General features: G+C 66.0%; 17 protein-coding genes and 3 pseudogenes. 9 read left to right on the forward strand and 11 right to left on the reverse strand.

The window, feature by feature from the left end; genetic code table 11:
* Nucleotides 1-12: 12 nt before the first annotated feature.
* Both ACAW63_RS19590 and ACAW63_RS19595 read right to left on the reverse strand, forming a co-directional pair.
* Entirely contained in the window at nt 13-1,074 is a 1,062-nt protein-coding gene (locus tag ACAW63_RS19590) for a YCF48-related protein (protein WP_371227912.1), read from the reverse strand.
* Between the two features lie 124 nt (nt 1,075-1,198).
* Nucleotides 1,199-2,893 carry a DUF1302 domain-containing protein gene (locus ACAW63_RS19595; protein WP_275611718.1) on the reverse strand — a complete coding sequence of 565 codons (1,695 nt, stop codon included), beginning with the start codon at nt 2,891-2,893 and terminating at the stop codon, nt 1,199-1,201.
* Nucleotides 2,894-3,111: 218 nt separating this feature from the next.
* On the opposite strand from ACAW63_RS19595, the gene ACAW63_RS19600 reads away from it, so the two are divergent.
* Both ACAW63_RS19600 and ACAW63_RS19605 read left to right on the forward strand, forming a co-directional pair.
* Nucleotides 3,112-4,203 carry an MBL fold metallo-hydrolase gene (locus ACAW63_RS19600; RefSeq protein WP_371227914.1) on the forward strand — a complete coding sequence of 364 codons (1,092 nt, stop codon included), beginning with the start codon at nt 3,112-3,114 and terminating at the stop codon, nt 4,201-4,203.
* Nucleotides 4,200-4,649, forward strand: a complete 450-nt coding sequence (locus ACAW63_RS19605) for an acyl-CoA thioesterase (RefSeq protein WP_371227916.1) — start codon at nt 4,200-4,202, stop codon at nt 4,647-4,649. The genes ACAW63_RS19600 and ACAW63_RS19605 overlap by 4 nt, the downstream gene beginning before the upstream one ends.
* Nucleotides 4,650-4,686: 37 nt before the next feature.
* On the opposite strand, the gene ACAW63_RS19610 is transcribed toward ACAW63_RS19605, so the two are convergent.
* Nucleotides 4,687-5,433: an SDR family NAD(P)-dependent oxidoreductase gene (locus tag ACAW63_RS19610; protein ID WP_371227918.1), complete on the reverse strand. Its 747-nt coding sequence runs from the start codon at nt 5,431-5,433 to the stop codon at nt 4,687-4,689.
* Nucleotides 5,434-5,694: 261 nt separating this feature from the next.
* On the opposite strand from ACAW63_RS19610, the gene ACAW63_RS19615 reads away from it, so the two are divergent.
* From ACAW63_RS19615 to ACAW63_RS19625, 3 genes and pseudogenes are all read left to right on the forward strand, one after another.
* Nucleotides 5,695-8,397 carry a LuxR C-terminal-related transcriptional regulator gene (locus ACAW63_RS19615; RefSeq protein WP_371227920.1) on the forward strand — a complete coding sequence of 901 codons (2,703 nt, stop codon included), beginning with the start codon at nt 5,695-5,697 and terminating at the stop codon, nt 8,395-8,397.
* Nucleotides 8,398-8,594: 197 nt separating this feature from the next.
* On the forward strand, nt 8,595-8,966 hold the full coding sequence (locus ACAW63_RS19620; RefSeq protein ID WP_371227922.1) for a cytochrome c family protein: 372 nt from the start codon (nt 8,595-8,597) through the stop codon (nt 8,964-8,966).
* A gap of 87 nt (nt 8,967-9,053) precedes the next feature.
* A pseudogene (locus ACAW63_RS19625) lies at nt 9,054-9,242 on the forward strand (DUF1302 family protein); the annotation flags it as partial.
* A 2-nt stretch (nt 9,243-9,244) separates the two neighbouring features.
* Here ACAW63_RS19625 and ACAW63_RS19630 read toward each other — a convergent pair.
* From ACAW63_RS19630 to ACAW63_RS19640, 3 genes and pseudogenes are all read right to left on the reverse strand, one after another.
* Nucleotides 9,245-9,589, reverse strand: a pseudogene (locus ACAW63_RS19630) (FAD-binding protein); the annotation flags it as partial.
* 97 nt (nt 9,590-9,686) lie between these two features.
* Entirely contained in the window at nt 9,687-10,055 is a 369-nt protein-coding gene (locus tag ACAW63_RS19635) for a cytochrome c5 family protein (RefSeq protein ID WP_371227924.1), read from the reverse strand.
* Nucleotides 10,056-10,248: 193 nt separating this feature from the next.
* On the reverse strand, nt 10,249-11,481 hold the full coding sequence (locus ACAW63_RS19640; RefSeq protein ID WP_371227926.1) for an NADH:flavin oxidoreductase/NADH oxidase family protein: 1,233 nt from the start codon (nt 11,479-11,481) through the stop codon (nt 10,249-10,251).
* Between the two features lie 105 nt (nt 11,482-11,586).
* Between ACAW63_RS19640 and ACAW63_RS19645 the strand changes: the two are divergent.
* Nucleotides 11,587-11,766, forward strand: a pseudogene (locus tag ACAW63_RS19645) (type 1 glutamine amidotransferase domain-containing protein); the annotation flags it as partial.
* A 66-nt stretch (nt 11,767-11,832) separates the two neighbouring features.
* On the opposite strand, the gene ACAW63_RS19650 reads toward ACAW63_RS19645, so the two are convergent.
* The gene (locus ACAW63_RS19650) at nt 11,833-12,519 is read right to left on the reverse strand and encodes a type 1 glutamine amidotransferase domain-containing protein (RefSeq protein WP_371227929.1); all 687 of its coding nucleotides are present in this window, start codon (nt 12,517-12,519) and stop codon (nt 11,833-11,835) included.
* A 406-nt stretch (nt 12,520-12,925) separates the two neighbouring features.
* Here ACAW63_RS19650 and ACAW63_RS19655 point away from each other — a divergent pair, with 406 nt between their 5' ends.
* A complete protein-coding gene (locus ACAW63_RS19655) occupies nt 12,926-13,933 on the forward strand; it encodes an acetoacetate decarboxylase (ADC) (RefSeq protein ID WP_371227931.1) in 1,008 nt (335 codons plus the stop codon).
* A 70-nt stretch (nt 13,934-14,003) separates the two neighbouring features.
* Here ACAW63_RS19655 and ACAW63_RS19660 read toward each other — a convergent pair whose 3' ends face one another.
* Entirely contained in the window at nt 14,004-14,480 is a 477-nt protein-coding gene (locus tag ACAW63_RS19660; RefSeq protein ID WP_371227933.1) for a MerR family transcriptional regulator, read from the reverse strand.
* Nucleotides 14,481-14,809: 329 nt separating this feature from the next.
* Here ACAW63_RS19660 and ACAW63_RS19665 point away from each other — a divergent pair, with 329 nt between their 5' ends.
* Nucleotides 14,810-15,640, forward strand: a complete 831-nt coding sequence (locus ACAW63_RS19665; protein WP_371227935.1) for an alpha/beta fold hydrolase — start codon at nt 14,810-14,812, stop codon at nt 15,638-15,640.
* A gap of 147 nt (nt 15,641-15,787) precedes the next feature.
* On the opposite strand, the gene ACAW63_RS19670 is transcribed toward ACAW63_RS19665, so the two are convergent.
* Complete coding sequence (locus tag ACAW63_RS19670; protein WP_371227937.1) at nt 15,788-16,819, reverse strand: diguanylate cyclase; 1,032 nt, start codon at nt 16,817-16,819, stop codon at nt 15,788-15,790.
* A gap of 309 nt (nt 16,820-17,128) precedes the next feature.
* On the opposite strand from ACAW63_RS19670, the gene ACAW63_RS19675 reads away from it, so the two are divergent.
* Nucleotides 17,129-18,013: a DMT family transporter gene (locus ACAW63_RS19675; RefSeq protein ID WP_371227939.1), complete on the forward strand. Its 885-nt coding sequence runs from the start codon at nt 17,129-17,131 to the stop codon at nt 18,011-18,013.
* Here the strand turns inward: ACAW63_RS19675 and ACAW63_RS19680 are convergent.
* Both ACAW63_RS19680 and ACAW63_RS19685 read right to left on the reverse strand, forming a co-directional pair.
* Nucleotides 18,010-19,347, reverse strand: coding sequence for an MFS transporter (locus tag ACAW63_RS19680; protein ID WP_371227941.1), 1,338 nt, complete (start codon nt 19,345-19,347; stop codon nt 18,010-18,012). The two genes, ACAW63_RS19675 and ACAW63_RS19680, sit on opposite strands and share 4 nt — an antisense overlap.
* A 92-nt stretch (nt 19,348-19,439) precedes the next feature.
* Nucleotides 19,440-20,519, reverse strand: coding sequence for a C45 family autoproteolytic acyltransferase/hydolase (locus ACAW63_RS19685; RefSeq protein WP_371227943.1), 1,080 nt, complete (start codon nt 20,517-20,519; stop codon nt 19,440-19,442).
* Between the last annotated feature and the right edge of the window lie 129 nt (nt 20,520-20,648).

Genomic DNA, 20,648 nt, shown 5'->3' on the forward strand with positions numbered 1-20,648 from the left:
ATGCTGGTGTTCTCATTGCAGGCTTTCCAGGCGCACGCCGCCCAGGCCGACCAGGGCCACCTTGGCGCCCGGCGCCGCGGCCACGGCGAAGTTCGGCGCCGCGCGCGCGACCTTCAGCGGGTGGAAGCTGGCGCCCTGGTCGGTGGAGCGCAGCAGCTCGCCGGACTGGCTGCCCAGGACGATCGAACCGTCGGCCAGCACGGTGCCGGCGTTGAGCCCGGCGTCGGTGCCGGTCTGTACCTTGTGCCAGCTGGCGCCACCGTCGGTGCTGCGCAGGGCGTTGCCGCGCAGTCCGTAGACCAGCACCACCTCGGGCGTGCCGACGATGCCGAACAGGGTGCCCTGGTAAGGCAGCTCCAGTGCGCGGAAGCGTTGCTGCCGGGCGTCGAACTTGAGCACCAGCCCCTGCTCGCCCACCATGAACAGCGTGCCGGCCGCCGGGCGCATGGCATACAGGTGCATGCCACGCGGGTTTTCCACGCGGTCGAGCCAGGGCGTCCAGTGCTGGCCGCCGTCCTCGGTGCGCAGGATCAGGTTGAACGCGCCGATGGCGTAGCCGCGTTTGTCGTCTTCGAACCACACGTCCAGCAGCGGCTTGTCCGCGCCCTGCGCAACGGCCAGCTCGGCCTCGTGTTGCAGGCGCGCCGCGTCGGGGTCGTCCGGGTTGGCCGGTCGGCCGTACTGGCGCTGCAGCAGTTCGGCGATCTGCGGGCCGTCGAGCTGGCGCGTCCAGCTGTGGCCGCCGTCGGCGCTGTGCAGGATCACGCCTTCGTGCCCCACCGCCCAGCCCTGCTCGGGGCTGGGAAACGCCAGGGCGTTGAGGTCGGAGCTGACCGGCACCGCGGCCTGGGTCCAGCTCTGACCGTCGTTGGAATACAGGATGTGCCCGCGCTGCCCGGCGACCACCAGGCGCTGCCCGGCCACGGCCAGTGCGTTGAGCGGCGCCTTCAGCGCCAGGGCGCTCGCCGGCGCCGGAACGTCCATGGGTGCGACGAAGGCCGGCTGCGCCGTGACCGCACCCGCCAGTACGGCCAAGCCGAAAGCCAGCGGAACGCCGAGGATTCTTCTGAACATCTGTTGCCCTCACATCGGTTGTGCCCCGGCAGGAAGTCGCCGGGGCGGTGCGGCGGACGCCGGGGCGCCCGCCGCCGTTTCACGCGTGGAGCCGGGCTGGCTCCGCGCGCGACACGCTCTGCACTCAGATACTGGTCTTGAAGGTGAAGTACAGGGCGCCACGGTCTTCGAGCAGGGACTGACTGCCGCTGGGAGTGAGGGCCGCGCCGTTGGCGTTCTTCGAGAAGTCGCCGAAGTAGTCGACGTACTTCAGGTCGAAGCGGTAGCGGCTGTACAGGTCCAGCGCCATGCCGACGGCATAGCTGCCGGCGTCCTCGTTGCCGCCGGAGGCGACCGCCGAGTTGCCCTGCAGGCCCACCGAGTAGCTCAGCGGCATGCTCAGGTCGCCGCCCGGGAACACCTGGTACCAGGTCGGCGTGAAGTTCACCGCCATGGTGTAGGCGTTGCGGGTCACGGCATCGATGTTGGTCGACACGGCCTTGTACTGCGAGCTGCCCTTGAACAGGTTCAGCGGGTCGTCGTTGACCGACACCCAGCGGCTCCAGGTCAGTTCGGTGGCCCAGGAGGCGGCGTCGAACAGCGGCGTGGAGCTGACCGAGCCGATGGCGTTGAGCACGCCATGCACGGTGTCGCCACGGGCGCCGAGGATGTCGCCACGGTCCGGCAGCGCGGACAGTTTGGTCACCCGCGCCGGGCTGCTCACCAGCGGCATGTTGTGGCGGTAGTTCAGGTCCAGGCCGAAGCTGATGCCGGCGACTTCCTTGGACAGGCTGAAGCCGTACATGTCGATGTCCGAGCCGTAGTCCATGAAGTACTGGGGCTTGCGGGTCTGCAGCAGGATGACCTGCGGCAGGGTGTCGGAGAAGCGACGCACGTAGAGGCCCAGGGTGGCGTCCAGCGCCTCCGGGGTCCAGCGTGCCATGACGCCCCAGTCGCCGGAGTCATGCGGCTCGATGTCGTCGCCATGGGTGGCGCGCAGGTTCGGGGTGAGGATGAACGACTCGCCACCCTGCAGGTAGATGTCGGAGAAGCCCAGGTAGGTGCCCGCCTCCGGCACCCGCGACGGCCGCCACTCGAGGAAGTACTGGGCGGCGAAGGACAGCTCCGGGTTGACCTGCAGCTGGGTCGACAGCTGGGTGCGCGGGATGTACAGCTCCTTGGCCTCGATGCCCGGCAGCGCCAGGGCCTTGCCCTGGTCCAGCGGCGCCTGGCCGTAGGAAATGCCGTGGATCGCGCCGCTGCCCAGCAGCGATTCGCCCCAGTTGACGGTGTGGCGGCCGGCACGCATCTGCAGCGGCGAGTCACCCAGGTTGAAGGAGCCGAACACGAAGGCGTCGAGGATTTCGCCCGAGGGGCCTTCGTAGTAGCGGTTGGCGTAGCGGCTCAGACCTTGCGCCGGCCGGCCGTCGCCGTTGAGGTGGTTGGACGTGGCGGTGTTGTCGCCGTCCAGGCTCCCGGCATAGGCATCGTCGTACCAGAGCGCGGCGCTCACGCGCGCACCGTACTTCTGCTTGTAGACCAGGTCGCTCTCGCTGAGGATGTCGATGCGGTTGGCGACGATGCTGTTCTTCTTGAAATTGCGGTCGCCATCGTCGTTGTTGGGGTTCTTCAGGATCGCCTGCTTCTGGTCGTCGATACGCTTGCCGAGGTTGTAACGGAAGGTATTGTCGAAGCGCAGTTGCAGGTCCGGGTTACCGGTATCGATCTCGATGGCCCGGGCATTGCCCGCACCCAAAGCGCACAACACCAGGACGCTCGCGCTCAGTGCCTGGGATACAGCTGGCTGATTCTTCATCATCTTGTTCTTGTCGTTGGCCATGTGTGTGTCCTCTCTCCCCTCGATATCCAGGCCGCGGGCCGATGGCGCGAAGCCAGGAAGACGCTCAATCAGTGATCGAGTGGAGCAAGGGTGCCAGCGGCCGACGAAAGCACTCCCCCCCTTTTTTTGGGGGCACTCCCCCCCTCCTCGCGCGGCCACCCTGACAACCTGGCCGGCGCGCACAGCCGCCGCCGGCAGGCGATCACCAAGGAGCGACGATGGACAACGACAACCGGCCACGGCACGACGGCGGGCTGACCTATCCCTGCGGCCCGCGCCCAGCCTTCGGCGAGATGCGTGAAGTGGCGCCCGGGGTGCAGTGGACCCGCATGCCGCTGCCACCGTCCCTGGCAGCGATCAACCTGTGGCTGCTGGACGACGACAGCGGCTACACCCTGGTCGACACCGGCATCAACAGCCCCGAGGCGCGCCAGACCTGGGAGCAACTGTTCCATGGCGCACTGCACGGGCGGGCGCTGCAGCGAGTGCTGGTCACCCACCTGCATCCGGACCATGTCGGCCTCGCCGGCTGGCTCTGCGATCGCTTCGACTGCCGCCTGTGGATGACCCGCCTGGAGTACATGCAGTGCCGGGTACTGGCCGGCGATACCGGGCGCGAGGCGCCACCCGAGGGGCTGGCCTTCTACCGCCGGGCCGGATGGGACGAGGATGCCCTGGCGATGTACCGCTCGCGCTTCGGCAATTTCGGCCGGATGATCTGGCAGTTGCCCGACAGCTTCCGGCGCATCCGCGACGGCGAGTCCGTGCGGATCGGCAATCACTACTGGGAGGTGGTGGTCGGCGCCGGCCACACCCCCGAGCACGCCTGTCTGTACGATCCGGCGCGACGTCTGCTGATCACCGGAGACCAGGTGCTGCCGAGGATTTCGTCGAACCTTTCGGTTCACCCCATCGAACCCGACGCCGACCCGATCGGCGACTGGCTGGTCTCGCTGGTGGTGTTGCGCCAGCGCATCGCCGACGACGTACTGGTGCTGCCGGCCCATGGCGAACCCTTCCATGGCCTGCACGCCCGCCTGGACCAGCTCCGCGACAGCCTGCTCGCCACGCTGCAACGGCTGCGCCAGGGCCTGCAGCGGCCACGGCGCGCGATCGATACCTTCGAACTGCTGTTCTCCCGACCGATACCCATGACCGACGGCAGCCTGATGAGCCTGGCGACCGGGGAAAGCCTGGCGCACCTGAACCACCTGCTGCATCGCGGCGAACTGGAAGTCGAGATCGACAGCGACGGCGTCGCCTGGTATCGCCTGTGCAGCGAAGCCGCCACCGAGGAAACCAAGCCATGAGCAAGCCGCAACCCGAGGCCCTGGAAGCCTACGCCTTCAGCCAGCCGATCCCGACCCGCTGGATGGACAACGACGTCTATGGCCATGTCAACAACGTCGTCTACTACAGCTACTTCGACACCGTGGTGAACAGCTACCTGATCCGCCATGGCGTCCTGGACTACCTGGCCGGCGACACCATCGGCCTGGTGATCGAGACGCAGTGCAATTACTTCGCTTCGCTGAGCTTCCCCGATACCGTCAACGCCGCACTGCGCGTGGCGAGCATCGGCAACTCCAGCGTGCGCTACGAGATCGGGCTGTTCCGCAATGACGAGCGGACCTGTGCGGCCAAAGGGCATTTCGTGCATGTCTATGTCGACCGCGAAACGCGCCGCCCGGCACCCCTGCCCGCGGCGTTGCGCCAGGTGCTGGAAGGCCTGCAGGTTCAGGCCGAACCGGCCTGAAGGCTCGGGCGGCGCCAACCTGCGCCGCCCGGCGGTTTCAGCGGGTGCCGCACTGGATGTCGAGGGTCAGCGCGTTCAGGTAGGAATTCTCGGCCACGTGGCGGACCAGCGCCGCGAACTCCTCCGGCCGGCCCATGCGCCGGGGGAACAGCAGGCCGTTGACGATGGTTTCGGAGACCTTCGTCGGCATGCCGGCGGACATGCCCGACTCGAACAGGCCCGGCGCCAGGCTCACCACGCGGATGCCATGCTCGGCCAGGTCACGGGCGATCGGCAGGGTCATGCCGATGACCCCGGCCTTGCTCGCACTGTAGGCCGCCTGGCCCATCTGCCCTTCGCGCGCAGCGCCGGACGCGGTATTGATGATGACGCCACGCTCGCCGCCCTCGTCCGGCTCGTTGGTGCTCATCGCCAGGGCCGCATGGCGGATGACGTTGAAGGTGCCGGTCAGGTTGACCGCCAGCACGCGGTCCCACAGTTCGGTAGGGAACAGCTGGCCCTTGGAGAGGGTCTTGCACGGGCCGAGGATGCCGGCGCAGTTCACCGCCAGGTGCAGGCCGCCGTGCTCGCCCACCACCTGCTCGATGGCGGCGCTGACACTGGCCTCGTCGGCCACGTCGACGGCGATGCCGCGGATTTCGCCGCCCAGCGCGGCGTCCAGGCGCTCCTGCTGCAGGTCCAGGCCGACCACCCGCGCGCCGGCGGCAGCCAGGACGCGACAGGTGGCGAGGCCGAGCCCCGAAGCGGCCCCGGTGACGATGGCGACCTTGTTGTGCAGATTCATGCGCGTGCTTCTCCCAGGTTCGTGATTCGTACGGCCACTGCGGCCGGCCGTCGAGCTTAGGCAGCGTCTGGCGCGGGCGTCCCACCCCCTTTTTAGGGGGTGGCGGACGTCCGCCGGGACCTCGAAAAAGGGCAGGATTGACGGTCCTTGACGCTCTCCGGACACTCCAGTACGGTCGCCTTTGCACCTTCATGCCTGACCGCGCCGCCGCCCCTGCGAAGGACCGGCGCTCGCGGCCAACCATCAAGCGTCAGGGAAAAAATGACAATAAATCCCGCCCGACACCTGGTGTCGACCAAGTTCTCGCCGCCGCGCATCGGCACCAAGCACGTGCCGCGCGCCAACCTGATCGCCCAGCTCGACCAGATGCACGAGTGCCGCCTGGCGCTGATCACCGGCGCCGCCGGCTACGGCAAGACCACCTTGCTGGCGCAGTGGCGCCAGGCCCGCCTGAAGGCCGGTGCCGAAGTCGCCTGGATCTCGCTGACCGCCGACGACAAGGGCTACGCGCCCTTCTGCACCGCCCTGATCGAAGCGCTGCGCCGGCTGGGCGTGGGCGTGGAGTTCGACCTGCTGCAGGAAGACGGCACCGCCACCGCGATGGACGCCACCATCGCCGCCATCGTCGATGCCGCGGAGAACCTGTCCAAGGAGCTGTACCTGATCCTCGACGACTACCACCACGTCGAGGTGCCGCTGGCCCACAAGCTGGTGCAGAAACTGCTCGACCAGGGCCCCGGCAACCTGCATCTGGTGATCGCCTCGCGGGTCGCGCCACCGCTGAGCCTGTCGCGCCTGCGAGTGATGCAGCAGGTGGTGGAGATCGAGAGCGTCACCCTGCCCTTCGACCCCGCCGAGACGCGCACCTTCGTCGAGGAGAACCTCGGCCGCGACAAGCTCAACGCCGACGAACTGAACCTGATCCACGAACTCACCAGCGGCTGGCCGTCCTGCCTGCAGCTGATCGTGATCATGCTGAAGAACCGCCCGGACACCCGTTCCATCCTGCATGACCTGATCTGGCGCTCCAGCGACCTGCAGACCTACCTCAGCGAAGAGGTGGTCGAGCACCTGCCGGCCGAGCTGGTGGAGTTCGCCGAGGCGCTGTCGCTGTTCCGCCGCTTCAACGCCGCCATGGCCCGCGCGGTGACCGACCGGGCCGACGCCGCCGAGCTGATCAAGCGCATGGAGGACGAGAACCTGCTGATCTACCGTGTCGACTCCGACGACCGCCTCGCCTGGTACCGCCTGCACCCGCTGTTCGGCGAGTTTCTCGCCACCCGCCTGGCCCGCCACGGCGGCGACCTGCAGAAGCAACTGCACCAGCGCGCGGCACGCTGGTTCGCCGAGCACCGCTGCCTGACCGAAGCCGTGCGCCACGCAAGCCTGGGCGAGGACCTGGACTTCGCCACCCAGGTCATCGAGCGCACCGCGCCCTCGACCTGGAGCCTGGAATACCTGGGGCCGACGCTGCACCTGCTGGAGCGCCTGCCCGAAGAGGTGCTGCTGCGCCACAAGCGCCTGCTCTTCCTCGCCTGCCTGACGGTGTCGCTGACCTCGCGGCCGGCTCGGGCCAAGGCCTGGCTGCAACACCTGAGCACAGCGGACCTGCAGGGACTGCCGGAAATCGCCAACGGCCTGCCGATGATCCGTGCCGCCATCGCCGTGCAGGACGACGACACCGATCTGGTCATCGAACTGCTGGAGCCGCTGCGCGATGCCAGCGTGGAGAACCCCTTCCTGCGCTACGTGCTGCTGTCGGCGCTGACCGTCGCCTACTCCGCGGCCGGCCGTTACAGCGACGCCCGCCGGCTGTTCGACCAGCACCCGATCCCCCCCGAGGACCGTGGCAACGACATGGCCATGGTCGCCGAATTCTCCAGCGCCACCAACCTGGTCGCCGCCGGCAACTTCCGCGATTTCGAGAAGGTCGGTTCGCAGCTGCTCGAGCACTCCACCCGTGAGGGTGGCAACCGCTCCATCTGCGCCAACCTCTGCGCCAGCGCCCTGACCGAGGTCTTCTACGAGCTCGACCGCATCGACGACTCCCGCGAGACCATCGCCAACCGCTTCGGCCTGCTGCATTCCTCCGTGCCGGACGTGATCGTGCGCACCAACGTCACCCGCGTACGCCTGGATCTCTTGCAGAAGGGCTCCGAGGCCGCGCTGGCGTTCCTCGAACAGCAGATCGCCCACCTGCGTTGCCTTGGCCAGGTCCGCCCGGTGGCGCATCTGCTGGGCGAGGAAATCCGCGTGCTGCTGCTCAAGGGCAGCCGCGGCCGGGCCGGCGAACTGCTGGAAACCCTCGAGGAACTGGCACGCCAGCATGGCACCGAGCGCGGCGCCCGTGCCGAACTGCCGGCGATCGCCGCACTGGCCCGCGCGCGAGTCCTCAAGGCCGAGGACTCGGAACAGACCCTGGCTCAGCTGGAGATCGTTCGCGCCCACGCCAAAGCCTTCGATCGCGGCCGCATGGCGGTGCTGGCCGACCTGCTCGCGGCCTCCACCCTGGAGGACCTCAAGCGCCCCGACGAAGCCCTGCAGCGCGCACGCCAGGCGGTCAGCGACGGACAGCGGTTCGGCCTGGTCCGCACCTTCATCGATGAAGGCCCGCTGGCGGAAAGACTGCTCGCCCGCCTGGTCGAGGAGCAGGCGCTGGAAGGCGAGGTGCTGGCCTACACCGAAGAGCTGCTCGCCAAGCTCAACGATCCCTTCGCGGTCAACGCCAGCGCTCCCCGCCCGCGCCGCGCCCTGCCGGCCAAGACCCAGGCCGTGCTGACCAAGCGCGAGATCGACATCCTCGCGCTGGTGGCCCAGGCCATGTCGAGCAAGCGCATCGCCCATACACTGGACATCACCCTGGAAACGGTGAAGTGGAACCTGCGCAACATCTTCGCCAAGCTCGGTGTTTCCAGCCGTTACGACGCGATGATCTGGGCGAAGAACCACAACCTGATCGAGTAACGCCGCACCTGCCGAACACCCCGGGCGCCGCCGCGCGCCCGGTTCCTCCCGAGCGTCTTTTCCGCAGCGCCAATCGCATCGCCGGCCGCGCCGACGCGATTGGCATCGAATGACAAATCAATGGCGTAGCCCAGCGATTCGCAACAACTCCCGGATGTCACCTTAGGTCGCACTCAAGACCACCGGGAACTCTCTCCATGCTCACCGCAGCTCGCATCGCCGCAGGCACCCTCGGCCTGCTCCTCGCTCACCTCGCCGTCGCCGCCGAATGCGACGCCATCGTCGGGCAGAAGACCTTCCAGAACAAATGCGCGGCCTGTCACGCCCTCGACCAGGACAAGGTCGGCCCCCACCTGTCCGGCATCGTCGGCCGGCCCATGGGCGCCGTCCAGGCTTACGCCTATTCCGCGGGCCTGGCCGGCGCCGGGCAGACCTGGAACCTGGAGCGCCTCGACCAGTGGCTCACCGCTCCGGCACGAATGATCCCCGACACCAACATGGCCTTCGGTGGACTGCGCAACGCAGACGAGCGCAAAGCGGTGCTCTGTTACCTGAAGAGCCAGGGCTGACTCCGGCGCGCGCGGAGTCACAGGCGGCTGGCCACACGCAGCCTACGGATACATGGCACAACCACAACAAGGATAAGAACAGTGCGTATCACCTGCTTCAAACGCTGCCTGCTGGCAGCGGCCGTTTCATCGGGCACGCTGCCCTCGGCATTCGCGGTGTCCTTCAACATCGGCGAGATCCAGGGGCAATTCGACTCCACGCTGTCCATCGGCGCCAGCTGGGCAACCGCCAACCCCGACAAGGACCTGATCGACGTCACCAATGGCGGTCGCGGCTAGTCGATGTCGGCCATGTTCGGCAGCGCCTGGCCGATCGCCTTCAGCGCCGGGCCCATGAGCGACATCGGCGTACCCGCGGCGAACTCCGCCTGCAGCGTGTCGGCATCGTGGCCGAGCAGTCCGTTGAAGTAAGCCAGCGAGACCAGCGTGCCATCGGTAGGTACCAGGGCGCTGAAGGAATGCGCCGAGCCCACCGGGCGGACCTTGCCCTGTGCCTCGCGGATGACCTGCACCAGCTCGTCCAGGCTCTGCGGTGCCAGACGCGCCTGCGGCAGGCAGCTCTGCGCGCCGGACCAGTTGCGCCAGGGAATCAGGCGGGGCTGGCGGGCCAGTTCGGCCGCCATCGGCGTGCTGGAAAGCGCCGCGAACGCGCCGGCAACTCCTGCGCTTTGCAGCAGCTGGCGGCGGGTGAGATGAATCGCCATCGGGAGGCCCCTGTACTTATTGGACTGACTGGCCGGACATGAAGGAAATCAGCGCGAGGAACTCGTCCTCCGAGCACTGCATGCACATCCCCATCGGCGGCATGCCCTTGTAGCCGTTGATGCTGTGGTCCAGCAGGCTGTCCGTGCCCTGGGCGACGCGGGGGCTCCAGGCCCTGGCATCGCCGACCTGCGGCGCCCCGGACGCCGGGTTGGCATGGCACAGCTTGCAGCTGCTGTCGTAGATCTTCGCCAGGGCGGGGTCGGCGGGAGCCAGAGCGGTGGCGTTGCGGGGAGCGGGTGGCGCGGTGTCATCGCCACAGCCGCCGAGCAGTCCGACCAGGACCAGCAAGGCAAACGGCAGCAGTGGTATTGCGGATTCTGGCATGGAGCTCCCCCTCTTCTACCGCGCCGGCCGACGGCACGGATTCCTTGTCATGGGCTGGGGCAAGGTTAAGTCAGGCGCCATTCACGGCGGAGGGCATTGGCGGCCAGCGAAGGGGGCTATAGGGGACAGCTGGAGGGCCTCGGGAGCCCCAGCGGAGCCCGGCAGACAGCCCGACTCCGACGGCCCCACACAATCAGGCAGCGATACGCCTGACCCAACGCCGATACCGCCAGGTCCGCACCTGCGTATCCAGCTGCTGTTCCAGCAACGCCAGCGCCGGCGCGACATCCGGGTTGGTGCCCCTGCCGAGGCTCAGGCGACGCAGTTGGTGCTTGACCATCGCCATGTAGCCGATCGACGCCAGCACCTTGTTCTTCCAGGTGATCGGCCTGAGCGCGGGAGCACTCGCGATCCCCGCCCGCCATTCCCTGGGCAGGTTGGGGTTGATGGCCAGTGCCGTGCCCATGCCCACCAGGTCGATGCCACTCGACAGTACCTGCTCCGCTACCGGCAACCGGCGCACGCCGCCCGTGACCATGACCGGCATTTGCGCAACGGAGGAAATGTCCTTGGCGAACTCCAGGAAGTACGCCTCCCTGGCCAGCGTGCGGCCATCGCGGGCCTGTCCGTGCATGGCGGGTGCTTCATAGCTGCCGCCGGACAGCTCGATCAGGTCCACACCCAGGGGGTTGAGCAGCTCGATGACCCTCTTCGCATCGTCCGTGCTGAACCCGCCGCGCTGGAAGTCCGCCGAGTTGAGCTTCACTGCCACGGCGAACCTGGACCCCACGCTCGCGCGGACCTCCCTGACCACCTCGAGCAACAGGCGAGCGCGGTTTTCGATCGAGCCGCCCCACCGGTCCGTGCGCTTGTTGGTGATCGGCGACAGGAACTGGCTGATCAGGTAGCCGTGCGCGGCGTGAATCTGCACGCCGGTGAAACCGAAGCGTTCGGCGAGCGCCGCGGTCCGGACGAAGCGGGCTTTGACATCCGCAATGTCCCCTTCGGTCATCGCCCGCGGCGCTATGAACTGCTTGGAGAAGTTCCCCAGGTCCATGGGCACCTCCGACGGTGCGATGGTGTCCTGCTTCAGCGCAGCCGGCATCTGGCGGCCGGGGTGGTTGATCTGCATCCACACCTCGCCACCGTGCGAGCGGGCGGCTTCCGCCCAGGCCCGGAAGCGCTCGCCAAAGCGCTCGGACTCCAGCACTACGCCGCCCGGCCCGGTCATGGCGCGGTGATCGATCATGACGTTGCCGGTGATGATCAGGCCGGCCTCTCCCTCGGCCCAGGTGCGGTAGAGGCGGATCAAGGCCTCCGAGGGTGCATGGTCCTTGTCGGCCATGTTTTCTTCCATGGCGGCTTTGGCAAGGCGGTTGGGAATGACGGCCCCATTGGGCAGGGTCAACGGACTGAACGCTGTCATTGCAGGCTCCGGGATTGGCGACTGCAGCACCATAACCTTCAAGCAAACTTTAATGTCAAGAGGGTTTCTCGCGTGATGCGCCCACCCCTTATTGCAATCCGAAATCCAATCTTCCTCGATGATCGGCTCGCCGGTCAGGGCGCTCGCTATCAGAAGGCCTGGATGCCGTTCACGTCCTATGTCGTCACGGACGGCAGGCTCATTACGGGACAGAATCCCCAATCCGCCAAGGCGATAGCCAAAGCGCTGGTCGCCGCCCTCGCCTCTCGGCAAACCAATCCCTGAGGAAGCCAATCCCAGAGGAGCCAATCGCTGCGCGCCAGGCAGGTTCCGCGGCGGCGCGCAGCGCAGTCATTTCAGAAGCGCCACCACCCGCTCCGCCGTCTCCTTTGCGGACTGCGGGTTCTGCCCCGTGACCAGTCGACCGTCGACAACGACATTGGAGACGAACGGCAGCAAAGCCTTTTCGTAGCGGGCGCCACGGCGCTTCATTTCTGCTTCGGAGTTGTAAGGCACTTGCCTGGCAACACCGGCCAGCACTTCCTCATTCCAGGAATAACCGGTGAGCCGCCGCCCGGCCACCAGCAGATGGCCGTCCGACAGCTGAGTGTTCAGCAGTCCGCAGTAACCATGGCAAACGGAAGACACGATTCCCCCGCGCTCGTAAATTTCACGGGTGAGCCTCTGCAATCCGGCATCATCGGGAAAGTCCCACATCACGGCGTGCCCGCCGGTGAAATAGATGACATCGAAGTCGGCGGAGTCGATCTCCTCCGGTTGCGCGGTCGTCGACAAGCGCAGCATGCTCGCCTCGTCGTTCAGCCACGCCTTGGCCGTGCGGTCGAGAAGCGGCCATTTCAGCGAGCGCGGCTCCAGGGGCGACACGCCCCCCCTGGGGCTCACCAGGTGCTGCTCATATCCGTTTGCGGCAAAGACGTGATACGCGTGGGTCAGCTCACCCAACCACAATCCGGTTGGCTTGGACGGGTCTGCGTAGTGAGCGACATTGGTAACGACGTGAAGAATGCGCTTGCTCATGTTCCTGAGTGTCCTCTGTTTCCCCAGCTTGTGCCTTGAATCGTCAACGGAGTTGGCAGGCTCAATACGATCTGCGCGACCTTGACCACATCCATGCCCGCGCACTGCGCCGCTTCTGGCCCGCCACAATCACTCTAAGATTGAACTCAACTTCAAGGTCAAGGCTGCCTTTCCCTTATTGCATGCATTCACAGGGCTTATTGAGGCGGCCCCTATGCATCACTCAAAAGCCCAGGAATCGCCTCAACCCCCCTGATCTACGCGCCTCGCCCCCAGTTCTCCAGACGCGAAAAGCCACGCCCTGGCCGCCTTGACCTTAAAGTTAAGTTCAAGGTTAGGGTGCCGCCGGCAAGCTGCCCACCAGCGTGCCGCAAGTACCACGCATGACCCTGGAGATAGTTGAATCATGAAACTCGGAAGTGTTGCCGCAATAACCGGACTGTTCTTGAATGCCCTGCTGACCCCCGCATGGGCTGAAGTTCCGTCAACGAACGGTCAGGCCGAAAGCACGATCATCGATATCGCCGGCCATGAAGTGCCCGTGGTCAAGGGCGGCCTGTATGACCGGTATCGTTCCAACCCACCCCTCTCGGTCATTGCCAGCGAAGCGCCGGATGTCGACCTGAGCTGGTTCAAGGGATTGACCAAGACCAAAGTGGATATCGGCTTCGAATCCTATTCGCCGAACTTCTACTACAGGAACAGCAGGGTGACGGCGGTCTTCACGGCGGACATCGAGAAGTTGAAGGCATTGATGCCGGCCGAAGTCCTGGAGAAAGTTCAGCCACTCCAGGTGTGGCCGGGGCGCGGACTGGTCGCCTTTACCGCCTACTCCTATCACTACTGCGACAATGACAGCTACAACGAAGTCGCGCTCTCGGTGATCACCAACAAGCCCGGCAGCGCCAACCTTGGTCCCATCACGCTGATCGGCCAGTCGATGTCCAAGGACTACTGGGGGTATGTGCTGAAGCTCCCGGTGAACACCGAACTGGCAAGGGTCCGTGGTGTCGTGGGTTACAACCTGCCCAAGTGGCTTACCGACATCAACGTCAGGGAAGACGAGCGCACGGTCTCCTACGACATCATCGATAGCCAGACCGGCAAGGTGGATGTCGTCTTCAAGGCCGACAAACTGTCCGGGCTTTCGAAGGACGACGAGTTGGTGACCAACAGCTTCACCAATACCGGCAAGAATGGCGAGTTGGCCTATGGGTATGCGGTGTCGCGACAACTCAGCCATGCCAGCAGCACCGATGGCGACTCGGCGAAGCTGATCCTCGGCGACGGAAGCCTCTCGGCGTACATCAAGCCGCTGAAACTGGGGAAGATGATGAAGTATGAGTACGTTCCGGAATTCCAGAGCGCACTCTATGCCCCCAAGCCGCTTGTCACGCTGATCGGCAACGACTGACGCTCAGCGCATGGAAGTCAGGCCAGTTCGGGCCTGATTTTCCAGGGCAATGCCGACGACGAGGGAAACCTTATTGCTCATCGGCCCCCGCCAGGGCAGCGCCGACAGTGTCGGGTTGTTTGCGGGCTTTGGTGGTCACGCACCCTTCCTCACGCAGCCGGTTCAGCACGCGCTGCGTATTGTCCGCGCACTGCATGCCTTCCGGCTTGCTTTCGATGCTCTCGATGGCGACCAGCAACTGCTGCTTGCTCTGCTTCAGGCGCACCTGCAACGCCTCGATTTCCGCCACCTTGCGCTTGAGGCCGGCCAGCAACTCGCCGTGCTGCCAGCCATTGGCGTTCAGCGGCAGCAGATGACGGATTTCCTCCAGGGAGAACCCGGCACTCTGGGCACCCGTGATGATCTCCAGTATCCAGACGGCGTCCTCGCTGTAGTCGCGGTAACCATTGGCCTTTCGCTCAACCGAGTGGATCAGCCCGCTCGCCTCGTAAAAGCGAATGCGCGACGGCGCCAGCCCACTGAGCTTCGCCAGCTCTCCAATCCTCATGCCGTACCTCGAAAAACATTGACCTTAAAGCTTACTTTAATCCTAGAGTGATCTGACGGCCAAGCGTTGAAACAGCGACCGAAAACGCCAATGCCGCTCATGGAAGAGCCCCCGGCAAGCGCCGACCGGCCACGCTCCGGAAAGCGCGCCGTTCTCCGGGGGGAGCCTGGACAATGCAGTTTGAAGCACGGGTGCCATTGCCAATGCGGCCCGACACCTCGATCGAACCCTGTCCGGCGAGAACGGAACAGGAATCCCGTAACGAGCGGCAATGACCAGCAATGCTGATTGCTGCGTGCCGAACTCCACCCACCACAGGAGATGCAAACATGGGATACGTCACGACAAGGGACGGCGTAGAAATCTTCTACAAGGACTGGGGCCCGCGCGATGCCCAGGTGATCCACTTCCACCACGGTTGGCCACTCAGTGCCGACGACTGGGATGCCCAGATGCTGTTCTTCCTGGCCAATGGTTTCCGCGTGGTCGCCCACGATCGTCGCGGACATGGCCGGTCGAGCCAGGTGTGGGATGGCCACGACATGGACCACTACGCCGATGACGTGGCCGCGGTGGTCCAGCATCTGGGTACCCAGGGCGCCATCCATGTCGGCCACTCCACCGGCGGTGGCGAGGTCATCCACTATATCGCCCGGCATCGCGATGACCCTGTTCCCAAGGCCGCCATCATCAGCGCCGTCCCTCCGCTGATGGTGAAGACAGCGAGCAACCCCGGCGGCCTGCCCAAGGAGGTTTTCGATGACCTCCAGGCCCAGCTCGCGGCCAACCGCGCACAGTTCTACCACGACATCCCCGCCGGCCCCTTCTACGGCTACAACCGCCCAGGCGCCAAACCTTCGGAAGGCATCATCCGGAACTGGTGGCGGCAAGGCATGATGGGCGGCGCCAAGGCACACTACGACGGTATCGTCGCCTTCTCGCAGACGGACTTCACTGAGGACCTGAAGAGCGTGACCATTCCGGTCCTGGTGATGCATGGCGATGACGACCAGATAGTGCCCTACGAGAACTCGGGCCTGCTGTCGGCGAAGCTGCTCAGCAACAGCACGCTGAAGACCTACTCCGGCTTCCCGCACGGAATGCCGACCACCCATGCCGACACCATCAACGCCGACCTGCTCGCCTTCGTGCGCGGCTGACAGGCGCGGGAGCCAGGAACTTGCCGCCTGGCTCCCCTCTTTTCGCCATTTGCGCCATTGCCAGGGTGGGTGATTCGCTGGGAGCCTGTCCCTTCTCAGGCCCGGTCGGCCTGCATGACCTCCAGGCAGACCGTTCGCCCATGAGGACTACCCGGCCACCTTTCGCTGCTGCTTCACCTTGTACATTTCCCGATCGGCCAGCTTGATGGCCTTATCCACGTCCACGCTATCGGGTTGCACCGCAACGACGCCGACGCTGGCGCCGCTGTACTGGATGTCCCCGTGTCCAACCCCCAACTGGTAACGCCCGATGGTCGCGTTCGCCAATCGATCCTGCAGCAGATGGGCTGCATGCAGCATGTCGTTCTCGGGGGCCTGCCGCGGGTCGAACGAGCCGAGCGCGATCACGATGAACTCATCGCCACCGGTACGCCCCAGAATGTCGCTGGAACGCAGGCTGTCCTGCAGCCGGCCGGAAACGCCCTGCAAAAAGGCATCTCCGGCGTGATGACCATGGGTATCGTTGATGTGCTTGAACCCATCCAGATCGACGACGCCGACCAGTACGTACATCCGCTCGCGCCTGGCCAGCGCGAACGTACGCTCGAGTTCGCCCAGGATGGCGCGCCGGTTGGGCAACCCCGTCAGGGAGTCCGTCAGCGCCAGCTTCGCCAGTTCCGCGTTCGCGGTTTGCAGCCGTTCGACCAGCAGCTCCCGCTCCAGGGAATACCCCAACAGTCCGGAAAGCAGCCTCAGGATCGGCTCCACCTCTGGCGTACGGGCGATCTTCGATGAGCTGGCGGCGCAAACCGTCCCGAGCACCCGGCCATCCTGGGCGGTGATCGGGGCGCTCACATAGGTTCTGATGCCCAGCGCCTTGGCGGCATCCGAATCCCCCCAGCACTGCGCAACGTCGTCGGAGTACAGGCGCTTCTCCTCCAGCGCGCGCTTGCACAAGGTGTCTTCCCAGGGAACCACCAGCCCCTCGGGAATTTCCATCTTGCCAATGTTGCGCGCGAACTCCACCCGCTGCACGCCGTGTTCGATGTCGATGGTCGTCAGGTAAGTGGATTCCATTCCCGTCACCCTTTCGAGCAGGGCCAGCAATGGGCGTGTGAGTTGCTCTACGGTTTTGGCCTTGGGTACGGTTTCGGACAGGAACGACAGAATCTGGTCCATGCAGGAGCTTCGGCAGCAGTGTGAAGGTATGACGATTGATAGCAAATCACCTGGGCCATGAACAGCCATTCGAGAAGCACCCGGCAGCTCGGCGAAGAAGAAATCCCCCGACAAAGGCGAACGGTTCGCAGAAAGGCACGGCAGAACTGGACGACTCACCAGTGCAATGGCTTCGCAAGCGTGAGTAAAGCGACGCAGGCAGACAGAGAAACGTCGATCCGCCGCCTTCCCAAGGATCGCGGGCGACCGGCAAGATAGTCCGACTCGCCGCCGCGCTTCGGTGGCCCAACTTCCTGCCCTGGAAACTCCATGCAACCGCGCGATCTTGCCGCCTACCTGTTCCTCGCGATCGGCTGGGGGCTGTCCTTTCTGGTGCTGCTCAAGGCCATTGCCGGATTCGGCTGGGTCGGCGCAGTGAGCTTCCGTGCCTTGATCGCCAGTTTCACGCTGCTGGCGGTGGCGAAGCTGTCCGGGCGCAGGATGAACTTCGAAGGGCTGTGGAAGCCGCTGTGCGTGGTCGGTGCCACCACGGTGGCCGGCCAACTGATCGGCATGACCTACGCCACCCCGCGCATCGGCACCGCCATGGCGGCGATCTTCGTTGCGGGGATTCCGCTGTTCTCCATGCTCATCGGCCGCGTCTGGGGGCTGGAACGGATCACCTGGAGCGGCCTCGGCGGACTGCTTCTGGGCTTCTTCGGCATGGTGTTGCTGGTGGGTTTCCCGGCGGTGCCGGTGACCCACGAGTTCATCCTCGGTTGCGCGGCATCCGTGTTCGGCGCCATCTGCGCGGCCTTCGGCAGCAACTATGCGAGCCTGCGCCTGCGCGCGGCGGGCCCCTGGGAAGTGACCTGCGGGGCCTTCCTCATCGGCGGCCTGCTGACCCTGCCGCTGCTGGTCTGGGTTCCGGTGCCCGGCACGCCGCAGCCGATGGACTTCCTCTACCTGCTGCTGTGCGGCTGCGTGCTGAGCGCGGTGAACTACGTGGTGTATTTCCAGCTGGTGGCGCGAATCGGGGCGACGCGCACCATCAGCGTGGAATTCGTGGTCACCGTGGTGGCGGTGCTGGTCGGCGCGCTGGTGCTGGGCGAAAGCCTGTCGCTGATGCAGGGGCTAGGCGCGCTGACCATCCTGGCCGGCTGCGCCCTGGTCCTGGGGCTGGTGCCAAGCGCCAGACCGCGCGCCGCCCGTTAACCCACCTGCACTTGCGCGGCGCCCGGCGCCGCGTCGTCACGGTCGATCTCTTCCATCGGCAGGCGCGAGGTTTCACGCAGCATCCAGGAGCAGAACGCCACCAGCGCCAGGGCCGCCGCGCCATACAGCGCCACGCCGAAGGGGTTGCGTCCGGTGGCGATGAGGATGGCGGTGGCGATGCTCGATGCCGTGCCGCCGCCCACTGCTGCGCCAATCTGGTAGCTGAAGGAAATCCCCGAGTAACGCATCTCGCGCGGGAACTGCTCGGCCAGGAACGCCGGGATCGGCCCCTGGGTCGCGCCCATGAAGAAGCCCACGGCAATGTAGGCCAGCAGGGCCAGCGCCAGGTTGTGCGCGCCGATCATTGGGAAGAAGGCGAACAGCCCCAGGGCCATGATGGCGGCGCCGAAGATCATCACGTTACGGCGGCCGAGGCGGTCCGACAGGTACCCGAAGAACGGCGCCGAGACGACGATGGCCACCGACAGGGAGAAGTCGAACAGCAAGGCTTCGCTGCTGCTGTAACCGATGTCGGTCGCGTAGGCGAGGAAGAAGGTGCTGCCGATGTAGGCGATGGTGACGTAGCCGAAGGCGATGCCGATGCACAGCAGCAGCTCGCGCGGGCGACGGCGGAAGGCTTCCATCAGCGGCATGCGCGCCTGGACCTTGGCTGCGGCCTTGGGCTGCGGCTCCGCGCTGTTCTGCAGGCGCGCGTAGAGGCCGATCAGCACCAGCACGCCGCCGAGCCAGAACGGGATGCGCCAGCCGATACCGGTGAGGTCGTCGTTGAAGGCGAAGCTGACGATGGCGAATACCGCCGAGCCGAAGATGCCGCCGATACCGATGCCCATGCTGGTGAAGCTGCCCCACAGGCCGCGACGGCCCTTGGGTGCTACTTCAATGCCGAACAGCGCCGCCCCGCCCCACTCGCCGCCGGCGGCGAAGCCCTGCACCAGGCGTAGCAGCACCAGCAGGATGGGTGCGGCGGCGCCGAGCGCCGCATGGGTCGGCAGGAAGCCGATCAGCAGGGTACTGGTGCCCATCAGCAGCAGGGTGGCGACCAGCGCCTTCTGCCGGCCGTAGCGGTCGCCCAGGTGGCCGAACACCACGCCGCCCAGGGGACGGGCGAAGAAGCCCGCGCCGAAGGCCGCGAAGGCGATCAGCACGGCGGTGAGGCGATCCATGCCGGGGAAGAACAGCTGCGGGAAGACCAGCGCGGCGGCATAGCCATAGATGATGAAATCGTAGAACTCCAGCGCGGTGCCCATGCCGGAGACGCAGAAGGTGCGAAAGGCCGAACGGGACCCCGGTGCGGCGGGTGTGTGATCGATCATGGCGGTTCACTCTTGTTTTTGTGGCAACACGGAACCCGCGTAGCGGCCGGAGGGCCGCCACGGGGCGCAAGGGTGGAGCGGGAACGAAAACGTCAGAAGCGCAGGAAACCTTCGTCCGCCAGCTTCTTCGGCGTGCCGGCGACGTACTCCAGGGCGCAGCCCTCGGTGTCGATGCCGATGCTCAGCAGGGTTTCCCAGCGCTCGGTGTCGGGCTCGGACATGTCCGGGTGGAAGCACACGATGGCCTGGTCGCCCTCGGCGCCGCAGAAGGCGGCGGCGCGCTCGCGCAGGGCCACGCCGGTCATCCCGGTGGTGCCGGCCTTGAGGTGGTCCAGGCGCGCGTAGGTGGTGGAGACGTCGGCGGTACGCTCGCCCCAGCTCAGTTCGCCGTCGAGGAAGTGGTTGGTGTGCAGCAGCCAGCCATCCTCGCGAGGCACCACCACGGAGGTATGCGCCGGGCTCATCTCGATGCTGGCGGCACGGGCGCGCACGTCTTCACGGGTGAATACGCTGAGCACGGTGGATGCGCTGACCCGCGCCGAACGCGCCATGTCGATCGCCTCGGTGACGCTGGTGGCTTCTTCCAGCACGCGGCGGGCGATGGCGTGGACCGGTACGCCGGCACTGCCGTTGTCGCTGGCGTGGTGCAGGATGTTGAAGTGCACACCCAGACCCGCGCTGTTCACGCCGATCTTGCCGAGCATGCCGAACTCGGTGAACAGCTTGGCGGTCAGGCCGGTGGCGCCGGGGAACTGCAGCAGCAGGCCCTGGGGCACCAGGCTGTCGTGCCAGTCCCAGGTCTGCAGGCTGCGCGGCGCGGCGGCGCCGGCGGGTGCGTGGATGGAGGTGGAGCACTCGCCTTCTACCGGCTGCTGCGGCATCACCGCCAGCACTTCGGTGCGTGCGTTCAGCGCGGCCAGCTGCCACAGCGGCAGGCCGACGCCCAGGGCGAGGCCTTCGACTTCCTGCGCCAGCGCCGGGCACCAGTCGGCCAGCGCGGCCAGGCTGCCTTCACCGATGGAACGGGCCTTGTCGATCTCCACACCTACGCGCGGGAAGAAGTCCAGGTACAGCGCCACGGTCTGGCGGATCTGCTCGGCGAAGGTTTCGCCGATCTGCCGGCCACGCTGCAGCGGGTCGCGGATGTCGGTGGTGAAGGTTTGAAGAATCACGGCAAGGCTCCTGCAATTGCTATTTCAACGACGGGTATTTCAATGACTGCTGTTTCAACGACTGCTGTTTCAATGAACAGGAGCGCCGGAGCGCTCCGGGTGGATCAGGGTCTGTCCTCCGTCCTTGCA

The sequence above is a fragment of the Pseudomonas sp. QE6 genome (assembly GCF_041379005.1).
Taxonomy (GTDB): domain Bacteria; phylum Pseudomonadota; class Gammaproteobacteria; order Pseudomonadales; family Pseudomonadaceae; genus Pseudomonas.